We start from the raw sequence: 18,338 nt of genomic DNA, 5'->3' as shown, positions 1-18,338 counted from the left end.
TTGTCTAGACCGAATTTCGACAAATGTCGTATACGAGTTCACGCTTACAACACAAGTACGCTACGTGCACAGTGCTCGCCCACGTTCGCACAGTGCTCACGCCTCATTCGCGCTTCACTTTCGCTGAACTTTCGGATTGCGCGCGAGCGCCGCCTGCAACAGAATCACCAGCGCCTGATTGATGTTATGCCGATCCGCACTGCTCAAGCCAACATATGTGCCGAGCATTTCGGGAATCACTTTCGGACCGGCTGCCACGATCGCAGAAATGCTGCCCGCCCCGGAAGCCTCGAGCACGGAGAACAGCGCGTCGACCGCATGCTCACGCTGTTCTTTGGAAAGTCCCGTAAGCCAGCCGTTCAGCGACTTGTTGAACACCACCGAACTGTCGGCCACATCTTCGGCCTTGGCGAATTCACCCCCGTGCATCTGCCATGAGAAGGCGAAATGCTGCATGATGCCATCCACGTCGGATTTCACCACCACACAACGTTCAGGGGTTTCAAACACCATGCCCACCACCGAGGAGTCCGGCACGATTTTCACAATGCGGTCGCTCACGCTCGCATATTCGAAGCTTTTCACCACTTCCTCGGGGAAGCCCGGCCCGTCGAGCGAGTAGATGCGTTCAATGCGGTCCTTGATCTCGTCTTCGGCGTTCATGGCCGCATATACGGCCAGATTACCGCCTTTGGAGTGACCGGTCAGCAGTATCGGCCCATCCCACAGCGAGGCGACTTTTTTCAAGTATTCAGCTGCGGAAACCTGTGCTGGAACCGGGTATTGGAAGGCCATGTTGAAGTCTTCCTTCCATCCGACCAGCGAATCATCGGTGCCTCGAAACGCCACAACCAACGTTCCCGACGGCAGCCGGAAAGTCACTGCCGCGAACTGCGTTTGCGCACCACCGTCGAACTGCTCGCAGTACGCGCTCATTTCAACGTCGGAAAACCGCGGATTCGCCGCCACGGCATGGTAGAAGTCGTGCGTCACCTGCGGATCAACCAATCCCACGTTCTCCACGTCATGGTCGGCTACGGGCTTGTCGTGGTTCAGCTCGTCATCGGCACGCGCAATCGTCACGCCGCCAAACGGGGGCTTGCGCAGCATACGCAACGATGCGATCGGACGCCGAATATCGAATTGCTTCGCACGTGCCTGCAACGTACCGTATTTCGCTACCAAATCGTCCAATAGCAGCACGCATTCCGGTACTTCGTCGTACGAAAGCTGTGCCAACACCAATGCGTCGGCCTCGCGGAACGGCAATGCCTCGAAACTGCGCGTTTCCGTGCGCGCATAGTCAATAATGTTGCCCATCACGCGTCCCCCTCCTTGTCGTTGCGCAGTTCACCGACAGCGACTTTCGCCGCACTGGCTGGAATCGCCTTGAGCACATCTTTGATGAGTTCGCGTGTTTCCACGTCGGTGCCTCTGGCGGCTGCCACGATTTTCGGCAGCGAATTCGTCCAATTCGCCACCAGATCAGCGATATTACCGTACCCCGCTGCTGCGAAGATGTCGTATATCTGGTTGATGGCCCGTTCGCGCTGTTCCTGGCTTACGCGGTCGAACCATCCGTCGATGGTTTTGCTAATGAGTTGCGCACCGCCTGTCAGCTCGCTTGCCCGCTCGAATTCGCCGGATTGCGTCACCTGCCAGCTTGATCCCATATGCTGCAGAATGCTTATGGCGTCGGCTTTGACGAAGGTTGGTTTGATTTGCGATTGTAACAGCATGCCGATGATGGAGGATTCCGGCACGGTTTTGTCGATTCGTGCCGCGATTGCCTGATATGCGCGGCTATGCACCATGACTTGAGGCATTCCAGGCCCGTCATGCGAGAAGATGCGGGAGATTCTGCAGTTGCGTCCCGGCACGCTTCCGCCGAGTGCCGGCAGCAGTCCGAGCCGTTGCGCGCGCTCGTTGGTCGCTTCAAGATCGCTTTGCGTGATTTGCATGGCCGCATATACCGCCATGTTGCCGCCTTTGGAATGCCCGCCGATCATAATGCCAGGCGATTCCTTCGCCGAGAGGAAACGTTCCGTCCTATCCAAAATCGAGTCCGCATATCGATATGCCGATTCTTGCGACGGCACTGGGCAGCGCACCGCCATATTGAAATCCTCTTTCCAGCCGACGAGCGTGCCGTCAGTGCCACGGAACGCAACATATAGGCCGAAATCAGCACCCAAATCGAAGGTCATCGCAGCGAATTGCTGCTGCTCGCTCTCATCCAAACGTTCGGCATACTCCCCCACCCGCAATCCGCGGAATCGCGGCGATTCGCAAACCGCACGCAGCAACGAAAGCCGATAATCGTTCATTTCAGAGGAATTCGAAACAAACATCCCATCGTAGCTTTCGGCGCGCAGCAATTCACGAATCGGCACGGTCGCCACCGACTTGGCTTCGCCGAATACTGGAACCAAACCCAGCAATCGCATGTAGGAAAGCTCGGAAAGCACCAAGGAATCGACATTGCTGAACGCCAATTCGCCGAACCCGCGGAACTCTCGGCGCACATAATCCACAACATTGCCCATGCCTCAACTTTAGCCCGTTCGTGGCTCCGACCACATGTCACCACGCGCATTGCCCCACATGTTCTCGCACGCACCCCCGTACACCCACGCTCAAACCAACTCAGCCACGCACTGTAGGATATGTGCGAACACGCATCACAGGCGCAGCGAACGCAAGTCGAACGCACCAGTAATGCATGCAACAAACTTATGAAGGGACGCTCCAGAACACCATGGAACCGATTGGAATCGCTGTGGATTGGCTGAAAACCAATTCCGGAAAAATCATTCTGCTCATTGTCGTCGCACTGCTTGCGGCCGTTATCGACAAGGCGCTTACCCGAATCGTGAGCAAAGTGCTGGACCGTTCGCAAGTGCCGAACGCTTCGATTTTCATCAATATTCTGCGTGCGGTGGTGTGGACGTTGGCTGTGGGCACTGTACTGCAGCCGGTGTTCGGCATTAATCCGACCACGATTTTCACCGCACTCGGTATTGGCGGCCTTGCGGTGTCACTCGGTATGAAAGATACGATCGCGAACATCATCGGCGGTTTCGGTCTGATGCTTGGCCGTGTAATCCAGCCGGGCGATCTGGTGAATGTGGCGGGCACCGACGGCGTGGTCGAAGACATCAACTGGCGTCAGACCGTGGTACGCGAGCGCAATGGCAACGTCAAGATTATTCCGAATTCGATCCTGAACACCACGTCACTGGAAAAACTCAATCCGTCCAATGAGATGCTGGTTCGCGTGCCGTTCACCGCCAAGGCCGGCACCGACATCGACGAGATGACCCGTCAGGTGGTTCAGGCCGTGCAGCGAGACACCGCCGATTTGGCCGATACACGCTTCCCTCCGAAAGTGAGACTGACTGGCTACTCCCCTTACGGCATCAATGTCGAAGTGTGCGCGTACGCCAAGCCGGGATCGTTGCTTCCCGACATGATCAACGCCGTGGCACGTTCCATCGCCAATGCTGATTTTCTTGAGAATCGCGCCATCAACAAGGAATCGTAATCTCCTTGTGAACACAAGGAATCGCGATTGACCCATGTATAAAAAGTGCCGCATGTAGTATTCCACATGCGGCACTTTTTATACTGAAATTATTACATCATTAGATTGATTGCCGTAATAATAACCGTCACTACAATGTAAGTAATTACGCCGACGTTCAGTATTGCTGTGCTCGTGCGAACGCCGCGAGGCAGTTCTTCCGGTGCGGTATAGAATACAAAATTCTTACGTTCACGAATAAGCAGCACCACACCCGCAATAATCAGACCGCAATACAGCAGCATATAGATGCCGAATATCATCATTCCCGTCGCATTCTGGCCCATCCACTGCATCATGGCTGTTCCGTCGCCGTTTTCCGCACTGGTCAGCACGTTCATCAGACTGTCGATGTCAATGTTCGTCATCACCCATGGCGCGGCCACGCCGCCCATGAAGTTGACGAACATGTGCATGACCACCGAATAACGCAGTTTGCTGGTACGCACGTACACGTAGCCGAATACAAGACCCAATGCGAATGCGTAGAAGAACTGGAACAGGTTCATGTGCACCAAGCCAAAGAACAGCGCGGAGAACACGATCGCGGTTTTTTCGCCGTATTTGCGCGTGCGGCTGATGAGTTCCTTGCGGAAGATCCATTCTTCGAACAACGGTCCGAGAATCACGAGGAACACCACGTTCCACACGTTGAATTGCATAGCCAGATCACTTACCGAATTGCTGGCGTTGCCTCCGGAAAGCAGCGACGCCAGCATATTGCCGATGAGACTGCCCACATACATGAGCGGGAAGCACATGACCAGCAGTTTGAAGAATTGGCCTGGCTTCATGTCGAACTTGCGTGTTTCAATGACCGAAGATTTGCCCATGATCAGTACCGCGAGCGGCATGGCCACGAGATACAAAGGGGCATCCGACGCCACATACACCGCCCAATTCGGCAGATTCGTGGCGTGCAGTACCTGATAGAGCACGCCGGAAAGCACCATCGCAAGCGCATACCAGATCACCACCATCAGGCACATGCCTGCACCGATGCGGGAGAACACGCTTTTCACGCGCTTGAGCCAAAGTTCATAAGGATTGACTTGCGGCTGCGGATACTGCGGTTGTTGCGGATATTGCTGATATTGGGATGGCTGCTGCGGATTCTGCTGTTGCGGCCGCTGCGGATATTGTGGGTACTGCGGAAACGTCATATTTGCCTTTGCGACGACGTGCACGGGGTGCATATACGAAAATGCTGATATTCAGCACCTTAATACAGGAATGCTGAATATCAGCTTACAATCTCATGACCGTCGTCATGGACGTCCGCAGCGAAACAGCTCACACGGCGAGCGCGGCGATCGGACGGGAGCCACCACACAATCGAAATCAGCGCAGCACGCCTTCGATCAGCGTGGTGATCAGGTCGGTGTAGCTCACGCCGGTCGCCTCCCATGCCTTGGGATACATGGAAATCGGGGTGAAGCCCGGCATGGTGTTGATTTCGTTGACCATCACTTCGCCATCGGCCGTCACGAAGGTGTCGACGCGGCTCAGGCCGGCGCCATCGACCGCGATGAACGCTTTTTTGGCGGTTTCGCGCACGCGGTTCAGAGTTTCTTCCGGCAGGCTTGCGGGCACTTCCACATGGCTTGCATCGGAATTCACGTACTTGCTGTCGAAATCATAGAACTGGTCGTCGCCCTCGGCACGCTTGTCAAGCACGATTTCGCCTGGCCAGCTGGCCTGCGGAGCCTCGCCGGCCTTCGGGCAGAGCACGGCGCATTCGATTTCACGCGCGTCGATGCCCTGTTCCACGAGCACACGCCAATCATGGTGGGACGCTTCGAACACGGCGGCGGCAAGCTCGGCCGCATCGCCCTCATGTTCGACCTTGGTCACGCCGAAGCTGGAACCGGCGCGGGACGGCTTCACGAACAGCGGGTACTGCAATCCGGCCTGCTGCACCGCGGCAAGCATCTCGTCCGCTTCGGCGGCAAATTCGGAAGCGGCATCATAATCGCGCACATCCAACGTGATGCCGGGAGCCACGGGAATACCGGCCGCAGCCAGCAATACCTTCGTATAATGCTTGTCCATGCAGGCGGCAGAAGCGAGCACGCCGCAGCCAACGTACGGCACGTTCATCATTTCGAACAGGCCCTGAATCGTGCCATCCTCACCGTACGGACCATGCAATACCGGAAGCACGGCGTCCACGTGACCAAGCGAAGTCAGCGTGCCGTCATCTTCACGAGCGAAGAAACCATCCTGACCGAGTGCCACATCCAACACCACATCTTTGGAGGAATCCGTCTTCTCCACCACCGGTAGGCCTTCGCTCATGTTCCACTTGCGTGGATCCTCGCCGTCTACGATCCACTCGCCGTTCTTGGTGATTCCCACCTCAATGGCTTCGAACTTGTCAGTATCCAACGCGCGCAGCACGCCCGCCGCAGAGATGCAGGAAATCGAATGCTCGTCGGCTTTGCCGCCATACATCACCACAATGCGCTGTTTTGCCATCTTTGTCTTATGCTCCATAAGTTGGTCCGTTGAACGCACACGCGCCCAACACCGTCTGCCAATACTGTCTGTACTGTCTGTCTTCGCAATATCGCGCCGGTTCGCACTTCCGTTCGCCTGCGATACCACGCATTCGCAATATCGCAGTTCAGTATACAAACCGCACCTGAAAGTGCGGTCTTATCTGCAATTGCGATGTTACGGAAAGCTTATTCTTCGCTGATGCTTTCGCCAAAAAGTTCGGACAGCATTTGCGCGCAGGAGATGCCGTCGGAAAGCACGTGGCTCATGGCGGTGGCAAGCGGCGTGGGCACGCCATACTGCTTGCCGAGCGCCACTACCGCATCGGCAGTCGGCACGCCTTCGGCCACGCCGTTGCTCACCTTGGTAGCTTCCTCAACGCTCAGGCCCTTGCCCAGATTGGAACCGAACGTGTAGTTGCGGCTCAACGGGGATCCGCAGGTGGCGATCAGGTCACCTACGCCAGCCAAACCGGCGAACGTCTTCGGATCGGCGCCTGCCGCCTCGCCCAGGGCAGTCAGTTCGGCTAGGCCACGGGTTTCGATCATGGCGGCAGTGTTTTCGCCGTAGCCGGCGCCGCGGGCCATGCCCACGGCCAGCGCGACCACGTTCTTCAGCGATCCGCACATTTCCAAGCCGATCACGTCGCGGGTTACGAACGCACGGAAATAGTCGGTGGTGCAGGCAGCTGCGATCTTGCGCGCATTGTCGAGATCTTCGCAGGCGACCACGGTCGCGGCCGGCTCACGGTCGGCGATCTGCTTACTCAGGTTCGGTCCGGAAATCGCGGCGAAGCGGTCGGCCGGCAGGTCGAGAGTTTCCATGACGACTTCATCCATGCGCTTGTCGGTGGTGCGTTCTATGCCTTTCATCAACGAGGCGACGAGTGCGGTTTCGGGAATCAGGCCCTTGAATTCGGCGAGCGCCACACGGGCGAACTGTGCGGCAATGGCCACGATCACAATGTCGGCGTTGGCCACGGCTTCGGCACGGTCGCCGGTGGCGGTCATGTTGCTTGGCAGCACTTTCACGCTAGGCAGGCGAACACCGTTATGATGGTGGTCGCGAATGCCTTCCACAATCTCCGGTTCGATGGCCCACATGGTCACATTGTTGCCTGCGTCGGCAAGCACCTGACCGAAAGCGGTTCCCCAAGCTCCTGCGCCCAGTACCGTCACGTTCGTCATATTTGCTCCTTGCATCGCTCCGGGCATCATTCATAGCCGGAGTCTTGGCTCAAAAATTGCTTTTCCTATGCTACCGCCGGCTGCGCACACTGCGATATATGCCGCAATACGCGCCACACGTACGCGCAATCGGCTGGCAGTATTTCGATTACTGCATTTCAGCAATCGCGTGTTCGGCCTTTTTCGATTCAGTCCTTCACTCGGCTCATCGTGCGATAATCCCAATATCCGTCAGGGGCTTGTTCGCCGCGGATTTCGGCCATGACTTCGGTCATGCGCACGCGGATGCGTCGGGTGAGTTCGTTGGCGAGATCCTCCGGCACTTCCTCACCCCAGGAATCGCAATCGGCGAGCAGATCCGCATAATCAAGCGCATCGTCGTAGCACATGACCACGTTTTTACGCGGCCACGGCCACCAATGGTTGATGCTTGCCGCACCCCACGTTACCGCGCAGTACAACGGTATCTGGTAGCCGAGTCGGCGCGAGGATTCGAGGGCGATTACACCCACGCCGTTTTTCATGCTCATCGGCCACTTCTGCGGGTCGCGCGTCACCGTGCCTTCCGGCCATACGGTTAAGGGCCGGCCGGAGGTGAGGATTTCGATGGAGGTTTCCTCAATAGCTTTGGCTTTGCCGGAACGACGCTGCACCGGCTGCATGCCGACCAGCTGGAACCATTTGCCGATCAGCGGCCACGAGGCCATTTCCGCCTTGGCCATATAACGCGGGCGGCGGCCTTGGTGGAATATGGAGATCATGGGCACGAACACGTCGAACATGGTGACGTGCGTGGCCGCGGTGATGAACGGACCGGTTTCCGGCACATGCTCGATGCCCCACGCCTTGAGTTTGGTGCGATTGCGGAATACGATGTCGCATCCGGTGAGCAGACGGTGGGTCGCTTTTGGATTCTGCGCTTCGATTTCCGCGGTGTTGGCTTTGCGTGGGCCGGTCGGGAAATCATGGGTCGGGTCTACAAGATGATGCTTCTGCGCGAGTTTTGCGACTTGCTCGTCGCTCAGCGGCTTCACTGCAGAGCGCGGCGACGGTTTTCCTTTAGATGCCATGGTCTCCATTGTGCCACCGGCCGCCGATACGTATGGAACCGTATCGGCATCAGTTTTCGTTCATAGCATCAAGCCGATGCTGCAGCTCGTCGACCTTCTCCTTTCATTGTCTTCTGCCCCATTTTCTTATCAAATGATGCAGAAAAAATCATGAGGCAGCAAGATCAAACCACAAAAAGACTTCGCACATCCACAGCAATCGCCGGAAAAACAGAACCGGCACCCGCGTGAAGCGAGTGCCGGTGAAAGGCGGTATAGACGTTCGACACGACCGTTCAATCGCAAATCATCAGCCACGACTGGTCAGCCGCAACCAATCTTGACCGATCACGGCGAATCAGTCAAAATCTGCGCCGAGAGCTTCGAGCTTGCCGCGGAAGTCGGCGTAACCACGGTCGATCAGGGAAATGCCCTGCACATTGGATGGCCCCTTGGCGGCGAGCGCCGCAATCAGGTGGCTGAAGCCACCGCGCAGATCTGGCACATCAATATCGCGGCCGGTCAGCGGGGTCGGTCCGAAAATAACCGCGGAATGCTTGTAATTGCGCTGCTGGAAACGGCATGGCAGCGATCCGAGGCATTCGCGATACAGCTGAATCGTGGCACCCATCTGCACCAGCGGCTTGGTGAAGCCGAAACGGTTCTCATACACCGTTTCGTGCACGATCGACAGGCCCTTCGCCTGCGTCAACGCCACCACCAGCGGCTGCTGCCAGTCGGTCATGAAGCCCGGATGCACGTCAGTTTCAATCGCGACCGGCTTCAAATCGCCACCCGGATGCCAGAAACGAATGCCGTTATCGGTGATATCGAACTCACCACCGATCTTGCGGAACACGTTCAGGAACGTCATCATTTCAGGCTGCGTGGCACCTTTGACGAAAATGTCGCCATGCGTGGCCAATGCCGCGGAAGCCCAGGAAGCGGCCTCGATGCGGTCGGTCAGCGAAGTGTGTGTGTAGCCCTTCAGTTCCTTCACACCCTCGATGCGGAACGTACGATCCACATCCACAGAAATAATCGCGCCCATCTTTTGCAGCACGCACACCAAATCCATGATTTCCGGTTCGGTGGCAGCGCCGGAAAGCTCCGTTTTGCCTTCCGCGAGCACTGCGGCAAGCAGCGTCTGCTCGGTAGCGCCCACGGACGGGTACGGCAGATGGATCTTCGCGCCATGCAGGCCGTTCGGCGCGGTGATATGAATGCCGTCCTTATGTTCTTTATCAACGTTGGCGCCCAACTTGCGCAACGTTTCCAGATGGAAATCGATCGGACGACCGCCGATATTGCACCCGCCGAGAGCCGGAATGAACGCCTCGCCCAAGCGATGCAGCAGCGGCCCGGAGAACAGGATCGGAATGCGCGACGAGCCGGACAGCGTATCCACATCGGCCACATCAGCAAGCTGCACATTCGTGGCATCGATCGTGACCACGCCGTGATCGCCGTCCACCGTAACGTCCACGCCATGCAGACGCAGCAAGTCGGAGACCACATGCACGTCGCGAATCTCCGGAACATTCTTCAACACGGACGTGCCCGGGGCGAGCAGCGCCGCCACCATGGCCTTGCTCACGAAGTTCTTTGCGCCACGCACCTTGATGGTGCCGTTCAGCGGCTTGCCACCTTCGACGTGCAGAATGTCGTTGTTATTGTCAGACACGCTCAACCTCTTTCGACCCGCTATCGGATCAAATTTAAAGAAACACTGCCCTTCAGTTTGCCATAAGGCATGTAGCATATTCGCGGAAAACGGAATTCAGCGCAGTGTCTCCTTAATTTCGCGCGCGAGATTCGCATCCCACATGGCACCCGTGGCACTCATCACCGCGTTCGCACCAGCCTCACGGTACGCCTTGTAATCTTCCGGACGAATCACACCGCCTACACCGACGATCGCAAAATCAAGCCCCAGCTTCTCACGAATCGCACTCAAACGACCGACCATATCGAGACCTGCGCCACGAATCGCATTGCCGCACACGCCAGAACGGTCACGGCCCGCGCCAGGCAACGCCTGATTGCCGTTCGCATCCACCAGTTTCGCGGAAATCGTGTTGATCGTAGAGAAGCCCTGCACCGCGCCATGGCCTACGGTTTCCTTCACCATGATCTCCAAATCGGTATCATTCGGAATGTATGCGAGCTTCACGATCAGCGGACGATCGCCGATTTCGTTCTTCACCGCTTCCGTAATCTCGCCGACCAAATGCGGATCATGGCACAGCAGACGATTATGCCCCTCATTCGGGCAACTGGTGTTCATTTCCATCAGACCAGCGCCAGTTTCGGCTACCAAATGCGCGGTGGTGACATGATCGGCAATGTACGCCTCGCGATCCATGCCTTCAACGCGGGATCCCTGAAAGCTCGGCACCAGCAGCTGGCCATCGCCGGCCGCCGCGATCGCCTTTTGCATATCCGGCTGCCACTCGTCCGGATCACGGGAGGGAACGCCAAAACTGTTGGAAATCGAAATCGGAAGCTCATAGCGGGTGTCGGCAAGCACGCCCTCGTCAAGTTCGGCACTGCCGGGAACCAGCGAACCGTCAGCATTCCTCGGATGCACGGCAAGCACGTTCGGGAACGCATTGCAACCCCATGCGCGGGAGCGAACCGTCTTATACACGGCCAAATCGAAGCCCATGCGGAAGGCAGCCGTGGTGAAACGCTCGTTCAGCAGCGGGCCTGCCGGAATGCCAAACGGCAGGTTCACACGGAAACCAAGGAATTCCTCAGCCTGATCGAACGGCTGGGACTGAGTAGACTGCTCGGAAGCATCGGCATCGGAATCGCTCTTCAATACTTCAGCGAATGCGCCGAACGGCCCCTGCAGATAGTTGTCTTCATACGTGCGATTGACGTCATAAAACGGCGCGAAACCTTGGCTCATAGTGTTCTCCGAAGTTGTTCTCGTGTCATGTTGGATGTGCGATGTGAACGCGTGGGATGTTGTATCCACTGTAACGCGTCATAATCCCCAAACGCCCGGCTTGTCTCACTTAAACAGCTTCCCACAGATCGTTTCGGACTGTTCAGCCCAAGCCAGCTCAACGAATCCGGACTTTCCGCGAACCGTCTCGCCCGGTAAGGCGGTACTTGCGTCCGCGGCCAACGCCTATTGGTTCGATGACGCCGTCATCCACCATTGAAGCTAATATCTCCCGAGTCCTGGTAAGACCAAGACCCAGCACTGTGGCCAGATACGATGTGGGCTGTGGCCCGCCAACCGTCAGTGCATAAGTGATTTTCTCCAACTGGCTTTGCGGTCTAATTACATCGCCAAAATCGGCATTACACGACGTCAAAGCTTCATCAGACGCAGCAACCATATCGTCCAGCCGTCCGTTTTCATAGGTACCACCCCTATGGGCCGCACCGGAACCGTTTTCCGGACTTAGCGCCGTATCGGAAGGCGCTGTGTCAACAGAATATCCACCCATGCAACCTTCCGCGCTTCCGGCAAACTTACGTGGATACAACGTAAGCTGCACACGATCCGGATTGTCAAACACCTCCAATTTCGGCTCGGCAGTTCCTGCGAACAGACTGCCTTCACGCATCACATCAAAGCCACTGCCCGCCTTCTCACCAATGCCAATCAGATTGAACATCTTCATCAACGTAGGATTACGCGTATCCGAAATGCCACCCTGTACCACCTCGTCAACGGAAAGGCGCAATCCACCAGGATTCGACAGCACGATCCTGTCGTAATACTGAATGATCACCGTACCCCGACGAACGAAATAATCAGCATGGACAAGCGCATTGGTAACAGCCTCACGAACGGCTTTGTCCATCGGATTGTCGTCGATTCTATGCAAATCGGTACCAAGCCGAAATGGATGAGCGACAGCGGACCGCAGGCGGTTGACCACCCTTCCCCAAAAATCATACAAATTCCCCGACCAAGTGCCATCCTCCGAGGTGAAACGGTCATCCCACCGGTCCCGATCGCCCATAATCTCACGATAATCCAAGAAATAATAGGGGAATTCGGATGCGATCCGCCACGCCTCACCAAACATCAACAATCCAGCCCTAGTGGGACGGACTTGCGAACCATCAAGCCGCAGCGCCTCAATACGAAGCAGAAAATCCTCATCAGACAACCCGACCCATGGATGGTCAGAACGCCTGCTCTTAAACTGCCGACGATACGACGCAACACTATCGGCGTTCAGCGCATCAACGCCCATATCTTCGACAATTGCCCTATCCAAAGGAAGCAAATCACTATCCCGAAGCATGGCATGGACCGTTTCCCCATCACACAGATAATCGCCATCACCATTGCGCCGATACGAACCCTTCATCGGATTCGACCCCACGTATACGGGAAGATGCTCCCTTGCCGCGCGCGGAATATCAATGGAAATGACGTCACCCTGCGAAGTATGGCGAATCACCACATCGTTATCGCTCAACACGACGGCACTGACCTTCGAAGGATCATGCACCGTATTCCAAAAATCCTGCACCATTTTCCGAGCGTCATCGACTCCAGTGATATACAACGAATGATCTTCATGCTCGGACACGCCAAGCAGAATCAACCCACCTTCGGTGTTGGCAAAAGAACTATATGTTTCCCACAAACTGTGCGGCAACCCACCTTTGGCGCGCTTCGCTTCCAAACGGTTACCTTCACGCATCCGAGGAACCTCTCGGGACCACCAGGCATCGTCATGTTCATTACCGTTCATCGCCATCATCACCTTACATACCACGCGATTTACACTCATTTTGCCGCCGCTTTGCCGTCGTAATACGATTTTACCACCGCTTTTCACGCGCTTTGCCACCGCTTTGTGGAATTTGCTATTGACGGAAAGACGATGATGGCGAACAAAAAGCCCGGCTTGGTTGCCGGGCTTAAAGAATGATAGCCAATGATGCGGTAGGCTACAGTCGCGATCAGCCAACAGGCCTGTCCCGCAATTACGGATCGCGCTGCGCGCGGACTCAATGCTCCCTCGTTTCGGCTGTCGTCGAAACTAGGGCAAAGCCCTGCTGGCAGTGCACTGCAATGCCAGCCGCCGGACGCGGCTAGATAATGCCGCGATCGGCAAGCGGGCCCTGCCAATCCGGGTATTCACCTTCGCGCGCAGAAGCGATCGTCTGCTCCGGCTCGCACTTGACCGGCAGCGTCTTCGGCTTGAACGGGAACTTTTCGGCACGCATCTTTTCGTATGCCACGATATCGTCTTCATACTGCAACGTCAGATCGATGTCGTCGTAGCCGTTCATCAAACGCCAACGGGTGTAGTCGTTTACCTCGAATGGCAGCGTCACATCGCCGCACGTCACCGTGCGATCCTCCAGGCTCACGGTCATTTCACGGCCCGGCTCCTCGTCGAGCAGCTTCCACAGCAGCTCAACGGATTCCTGCGGCATAATCGCAGCCAGCACGCCGTTCTTCGCGGTGTTGCCGTAGAAGATGTCGGCGAAACGAGACGAAATCACCACGCGGAAACCGTAATCGTGCAGCGCCCACACGGCATGTTCACGCGAAGAGCCGATCCCGAAATCCGGTCCGGCAACGAGAATCTTGCCTTTCTTGTATTCCGGCTGGTTAAGCACGAATTCCGGATCGCGACGCCATGCATAGAACAGCGCGTCGTCAAAACCGGACTTCTGCACGCGCTTCAAAAACACGGCGGGAATAATCTGGTCGGTATCGACGTTGGAGCGGCGAAGCGGTACGGCCACGCCGGTAAGAGCAGTCAGTTTTTCCATTTCAACATTTCTTTCGATTTACGATTCACAGGATGCCGGAAATCCAAGATTTTCCGAGGATTTCCAAGGATTCACAGGTCGGCCGGAGACGAGATGGTACCGCGGATGGCGGTTGCTGCGGCGACTGCCGGCGATGCCAAGTGCGTGCGCGACCCCTTGCCCTGACGGCCTTCGAAGTTGCGGTTCGACGTGGAAATGGAACGTTCGCGGGCCACCATCTTGTCGGGGTTCATGCCCAGGCACATGGAGCAGCCGGCGTTACGCCATTCGGCACCGAAGTCCTTGAATATCTTGTCGAGTCCTTCCTTTTCCGCCTGCAGACGCACACGCGAGGAGGCCGGCACCACGAGCACGCGGTGAATGTTTTCGGCCTTGTGATGCCCCTTCATAATGGAGGCGGCCACGCGCAGATCCTCAAGACGTCCGTTGGTGCAGGAGCCGATGAACACGGTATCCACGGCAATGTCTTTGATGGGCGTACCCGGAGTCAAACCCATGTAGGCAATGGCACGCTCGGCCGCGGTGCGCTCGGTTTCGTCGTTGAACGAGGCCGGATCCGGCACCACGCCGGAGATCTTAATGCCCTGGCCCGGATTGGTTCCCCAAGTCACGTACGGTTCAAGGTCTTCAGCCTTGATGGTCACTTCCTTGTCGAACACGGCGTCATCGTCGGTTTTCAGCGTCTTCCAGTATTCAACGGCCTTGTCCCACATTTCACCTTCCGGCGCGTGCGGGCGGCCCTTCAGGTATTCGAACGTCACTTCGTCCGGCGCGATCATGCCGGCGCGGGCGCCTGCTTCGATCGACATGTTGCAGATGGTCATGCGTGCGTCCATCGACAGTTTCTTGATGGCTTCGCCGCGATATTCGATGACGTGCCCCTGGCCGCCACCGGTGCCGATCTTCGCGATAATCGCAAGAATAATGTCTTTTGCGGTGACGCCCTTCGGCAGCTCACCTTCGATATTCACGGCCATGGTCTTGAACGGCTTCAGGCTCAGGGTCTGCGTTGCCATAACATGCTCGACTTCGGAGGTGCCGATGCCGATGGCCATGGCGCCGAACGCGCCGTGCGTGGAGGTGTGCGAATCGCCGCACACGATCGTCATGCCCGGCTGAGTCAGGCCCAGCACCGGCGCGAACGCGTGCACCACACCCTGATCGGCGTCTCCCAGCGGGCACAGACGTACGCCGAAATCCTTGCAGTTCTTTTCGAGCGTGCTCAGCTGCAGCGCGGAGATCTTATCCGGATTCGGGCGGTCGATGTCGGCAGTCGGAGTGTTGTGATCTTCCGTTGCGATCAGCTGGTCAAGGTGACGCGGCTTGCGTCCGGCCAGTCGCAAGCCTTCGAACGCCTGCGGACTGGTGACTTCGTGCATGAGCATCAAATCAATGTACAGCAAGTCGGGAGCCCCATCACTACCCTTGCGCACCAAATGATCGGCCCAGACCTTCTCGGCCAATGTCGTTCCCATTGCGGGACCTCCTCGAATTTTTCCTCACTTTTTCCTCGCGAGTATTGCCAACTCGCATTGTTCGTGCTATAAGCCTATGGTGTTTGAGCCCGGTTCGAACGCGTCTATGCCGGTATATGAGATACTTGCATGCAAACACACATCATGTATGCGTCGAGTTCACGTTAATTCACGCTAAAAACACGCGAAATGCGACATATCTCCCCGTATGCACCAACATAATCGTTGAAAATTCAGCATTTTCCCAACTTTTCTATTACTGAGTGAAGATTCGAAAATTTCTGCTTTACCGCAGCTCGACATTGCATACATTTTGCATTTCAATATGTGAGATGGCATAATCCCTCTTATGACTTCTTCGAATACAAGCACCGCCATGCCTGAATCGCAGTCGGATGAGACTGAGCTTCAAGCTGAGACCAACCGCACGATGTCTTCTCAAAACAACGAGATTCATTCCGGTGTGGGCGTGCTTGACAAGACCGTCAAAATCCTTGACGCGCTTGAATCCGGTCCGGCAACGCTCGGACAGCTGGTTTCCTCGACGGGCTTGGCCCGGCCGACCGCACATCGACTGGCGATTGCGTTGGAGCGTCACCGTTTTGTGTTGCGTGATCAGCATGGTCGTTTCGTGCTTGGCTCGCGTTTTGCGGAATTGGCCGCAGCCGCCGGCGAAGATCGTTTGCTGACCGCAGCCGCGCCGATTTTGCAGACTTTGCTGGATCGTACCGGCGAATCCGCGCAGATTTACCGCCGCCAGGGCGATATGCGCGTGTGCATCGCCGCTGTGGAGCGCGCATCCGGTTTGCGCGATTCCATTCCGGTTGGTGCAATGCTGTCGATGGAGGCCGGTTCCGCAGCCCAGATTCTGCTGGCTTGGGAGGATTCCGAACGCCTGCATCAGGGGTTGCGTCACGCCAAGTTCACCGCGGCCAAGCTTACCGCCGTGCGCAAGCGCGGTTGGGCCGAATCCGTGAACGAGCGCGATGAGGGCGTATGCTCGATTTCCGCGCCGATTCGCAATGCTTCCGGCCAAGTGATTGCCGCGATCTCGATTTCCGGCCCGGACGGTCGTATGGGGTCCAATCCCGGACGCCGTTACGCCCCGCTGGTCATGGCCGCTGGTAAATACCTGACTGACGCCCTGATTAAGGCTTCTTCCGGCCGCTGACAGGCGGTTACGATCTTACGACCGTATAGCTTCGCAAGCTTTTCGACCGTGCTTTGCAACGCATGCAAGGCACGGTTTTTCGTTTGCGGTTTTCATTTGCCGCGATTGCCGTTTACTTGCGCATCCAAGACAGGAGTTTGCTCCACCAGGTTGGCCTATGCAGCAGGTCCACGCCTTCGGATTCGGGCTTCGACTCGCTGGTCATACCGTATGCGTACGCCTTGCCCGAGCTCGGCTTGCCCACCAATTCGCCGTATTCCAGTAGCTGCGTGCGAGGCTCGTACGGATGTCGAATGTCGAACTCAATCAGACGTGCGGCCCTCTTCTGCGGCACCGGACCGTACGATCCGAAACCGCTGGTGGGCGACGCGATCATCATCAGCCCGCCAATCACCTTCGGCAAAACCTTCGCCATTCGCGCATCAGCGGAATTCCGTGAAATCGGCACCGTTCCAACGAACGCATTACGATGATCATGCCCTGCGGAAATCGCGAAATACCCGCATTGCTCCAAAATCGCAAATTCGCCGCTATCGGCGTCGGGACAGCTGATACCCTCCCCTAAATAACTGCCAGGAAGCGTTTTCTCCTCGTCCAAAACGTAGTGTTTTCCAGCGAAATTGCGGTAGCCTTCGATCGCGCGCGCCGCATTCGTCGCAGCCGGCTTCAACAGTTGGTAATACTGTTGCACCGGAAAATGCTGAAATACCATGCACGGCACTGCCTGTTCCTGCGATTTCGCGGTTTCGTGCGATTCTACCTGTTTCTGAGATTGCGTGGACATCATTTCCGGCACTTCGGCAAGAAATCGCAACGCCTCCGCGGACGGGCTTCCATACCCGCCGGAACGTGCGTAATCGCCTGAATCCAGCAATACCAGGCCAAGCACGGACGTCGTATGATCTACGTCGGAAACCGGCAACGCGAATGTGCCCGGCTCGCAGGCAAACACGCGTTGGCTTGGCAAATATTGCTCCGCCTGAAGTCGCGCAGGATCAGGATTCAGGCATCCGGGAAATTCCCTGCAAATGCTTTCGATTTCTGCATTGCCCAACCCGCACTGAAAATCATGATTGCCGAAGGTCACCGCCCACGGAATGCCGCGGTCGGCAAGCGGGCGCACGAGCTGTTCGACGGTGGCGCGCACGGATGCGCGGGTGCGTTCCAGCGCAGCTTCGAAACGTTCTGACGCTTCGGAAGACTTGGATGAGGCGGTCTCGCGTGTAGTTCCGACAGAAGCGCTCCAGCGACGCTTGCGCGTGGTTTGCGCGTACGCGGGATCGTATCCTGCTATCTGATTGCCGGTGAAGATAACAATGTCCGGCCGTGTGGCGTCCAGCGACGCTTCGATGAGTTTGACGGTGTCTTTGCTGACTTTCGGCCCGTCTTGGATGTCGGTAAGCTGCAGCACACGGAATTTGCCGGATTGGTGGAATTGCAGTCGCCCCAGTCGCGCGGATACGGAAAGCGGGCGATCGTCGCCTTCTTCCGCCGGTTGGATGCGCGGTCGCGTGGCCGCGGCCTTTGCTGCGTTCTGCAATTCAGTCATATTTCCTAGGGTAGTGCAATTTTCTTGGACTGTGCCATAGCGACAGATTTACTTGCGAAAAA

At 56.8% G+C, this 18,338-nt stretch carries 14 protein-coding genes; 2 read left to right on the top strand and 12 right to left on the bottom strand.

Annotated elements, in window-relative coordinates:
• Positions 1–114 precede the first annotated feature (114 nt).
• Complete coding sequence (locus BBCT_RS00875) at positions 115–1,320, bottom strand: DUF2974 domain-containing protein (protein ID WP_003836243.1); 1,206 nt, start codon at positions 1,318–1,320, stop codon at positions 115–117.
• Complete coding sequence (locus BBCT_RS00870) at positions 1,320–2,546, bottom strand: Mbeg1-like protein (RefSeq protein WP_003836247.1); 1,227 nt, start codon at positions 2,544–2,546, stop codon at positions 1,320–1,322. Before BBCT_RS00870 ends, BBCT_RS00875 begins: the two co-directional genes overlap by 1 nt.
• Before the next feature lie 212 nt (positions 2,547–2,758).
• On the opposite strand from BBCT_RS00870, the gene BBCT_RS00865 reads away from it, so the two are divergent.
• Complete coding sequence (locus tag BBCT_RS00865; protein WP_033512579.1) at positions 2,759–3,544, top strand: mechanosensitive ion channel family protein; 786 nt, start codon at positions 2,759–2,761, stop codon at positions 3,542–3,544.
• Positions 3,545–3,636: 92 nt separating this feature from the next.
• Here BBCT_RS00865 and BBCT_RS00860 read toward each other — a convergent pair whose 3' ends face one another.
• The 9 genes from BBCT_RS00860 to leuC all read right to left on the bottom strand — a co-directional run bounded on the left by BBCT_RS00860 (position 3,637) and on the right by leuC (position 15,556).
• Positions 3,637–4,746: a CPBP family intramembrane glutamic endopeptidase gene (locus tag BBCT_RS00860; RefSeq protein ID WP_033512577.1), complete on the bottom strand. Its 1,110-nt coding sequence runs from the start codon at positions 4,744–4,746 to the stop codon at positions 3,637–3,639.
• A 178-nt stretch (positions 4,747–4,924) separates the two neighbouring features.
• Positions 4,925–6,061, bottom strand: coding sequence for a D-alanine--D-alanine ligase family protein (locus tag BBCT_RS00855; protein WP_033512575.1), 1,137 nt, complete (start codon positions 6,059–6,061; stop codon positions 4,925–4,927).
• 209 nt (positions 6,062–6,270) lie between these two features.
• Positions 6,271–7,269 carry an NAD(P)H-dependent glycerol-3-phosphate dehydrogenase gene (locus BBCT_RS00850; RefSeq protein ID WP_033512573.1) on the bottom strand — a complete coding sequence of 333 codons (999 nt, stop codon included), beginning with the start codon at positions 7,267–7,269 and terminating at the stop codon, positions 6,271–6,273.
• Between the two features lie 188 nt (positions 7,270–7,457).
• Positions 7,458–8,339, bottom strand: a complete 882-nt coding sequence (locus BBCT_RS00845; protein WP_033512571.1) for a lysophospholipid acyltransferase family protein — start codon at positions 8,337–8,339, stop codon at positions 7,458–7,460.
• 337 nt (positions 8,340–8,676) lie between these two features.
• Positions 8,677–10,002, bottom strand: a complete 1,326-nt coding sequence (gene murA / locus BBCT_RS00840; RefSeq protein WP_004220229.1) for a UDP-N-acetylglucosamine 1-carboxyvinyltransferase — start codon at positions 10,000–10,002, stop codon at positions 8,677–8,679.
• A 96-nt stretch (positions 10,003–10,098) separates the two neighbouring features.
• Positions 10,099–11,232, bottom strand: coding sequence for a beta/alpha barrel domain-containing protein (locus BBCT_RS00835; RefSeq protein ID WP_003836275.1), 1,134 nt, complete (start codon positions 11,230–11,232; stop codon positions 10,099–10,101).
• A gap of 157 nt (positions 11,233–11,389) precedes the next feature.
• A complete protein-coding gene (locus BBCT_RS00830) occupies positions 11,390–13,267 on the bottom strand; it encodes an ATP-binding protein (protein WP_231858070.1) in 1,878 nt (625 codons plus the stop codon).
• A gap of 124 nt (positions 13,268–13,391) precedes the next feature.
• Positions 13,392–14,081 carry a 3-isopropylmalate dehydratase small subunit gene (gene leuD / locus BBCT_RS00825; protein ID WP_003836280.1) on the bottom strand — a complete coding sequence of 230 codons (690 nt, stop codon included), beginning with the start codon at positions 14,079–14,081 and terminating at the stop codon, positions 13,392–13,394.
• A gap of 71 nt (positions 14,082–14,152) precedes the next feature.
• Complete coding sequence (leuC, locus tag BBCT_RS00820) at positions 14,153–15,556, bottom strand: 3-isopropylmalate dehydratase large subunit (RefSeq protein WP_003836282.1); 1,404 nt, start codon at positions 15,554–15,556, stop codon at positions 14,153–14,155.
• A 376-nt stretch (positions 15,557–15,932) separates the two neighbouring features.
• Here leuC and BBCT_RS00815 point away from each other — a divergent pair, with 376 nt between their 5' ends.
• Positions 15,933–16,727, top strand: a complete 795-nt coding sequence (locus BBCT_RS00815) for an IclR family transcriptional regulator (RefSeq protein WP_003836284.1) — start codon at positions 15,933–15,935, stop codon at positions 16,725–16,727.
• Between the two features lie 112 nt (positions 16,728–16,839).
• Here the strand turns inward: BBCT_RS00815 and BBCT_RS00810 are convergent, their stop codons facing one another.
• Positions 16,840–18,276 carry a metallophosphoesterase gene (locus tag BBCT_RS00810; RefSeq protein ID WP_003836285.1) on the bottom strand — a complete coding sequence of 479 codons (1,437 nt, stop codon included), beginning with the start codon at positions 18,274–18,276 and terminating at the stop codon, positions 16,840–16,842.
• Positions 18,277–18,338 lie beyond the last annotated feature (62 nt).

Source organism: Bifidobacterium catenulatum DSM 16992 = JCM 1194 = LMG 11043, from assembly GCF_001025195.1.
GTDB lineage: Bacteria > Actinomycetota > Actinomycetes > Actinomycetales > Bifidobacteriaceae > Bifidobacterium > Bifidobacterium catenulatum.
This window is presented reverse-complemented; position numbering and strand designations above follow the sequence as displayed.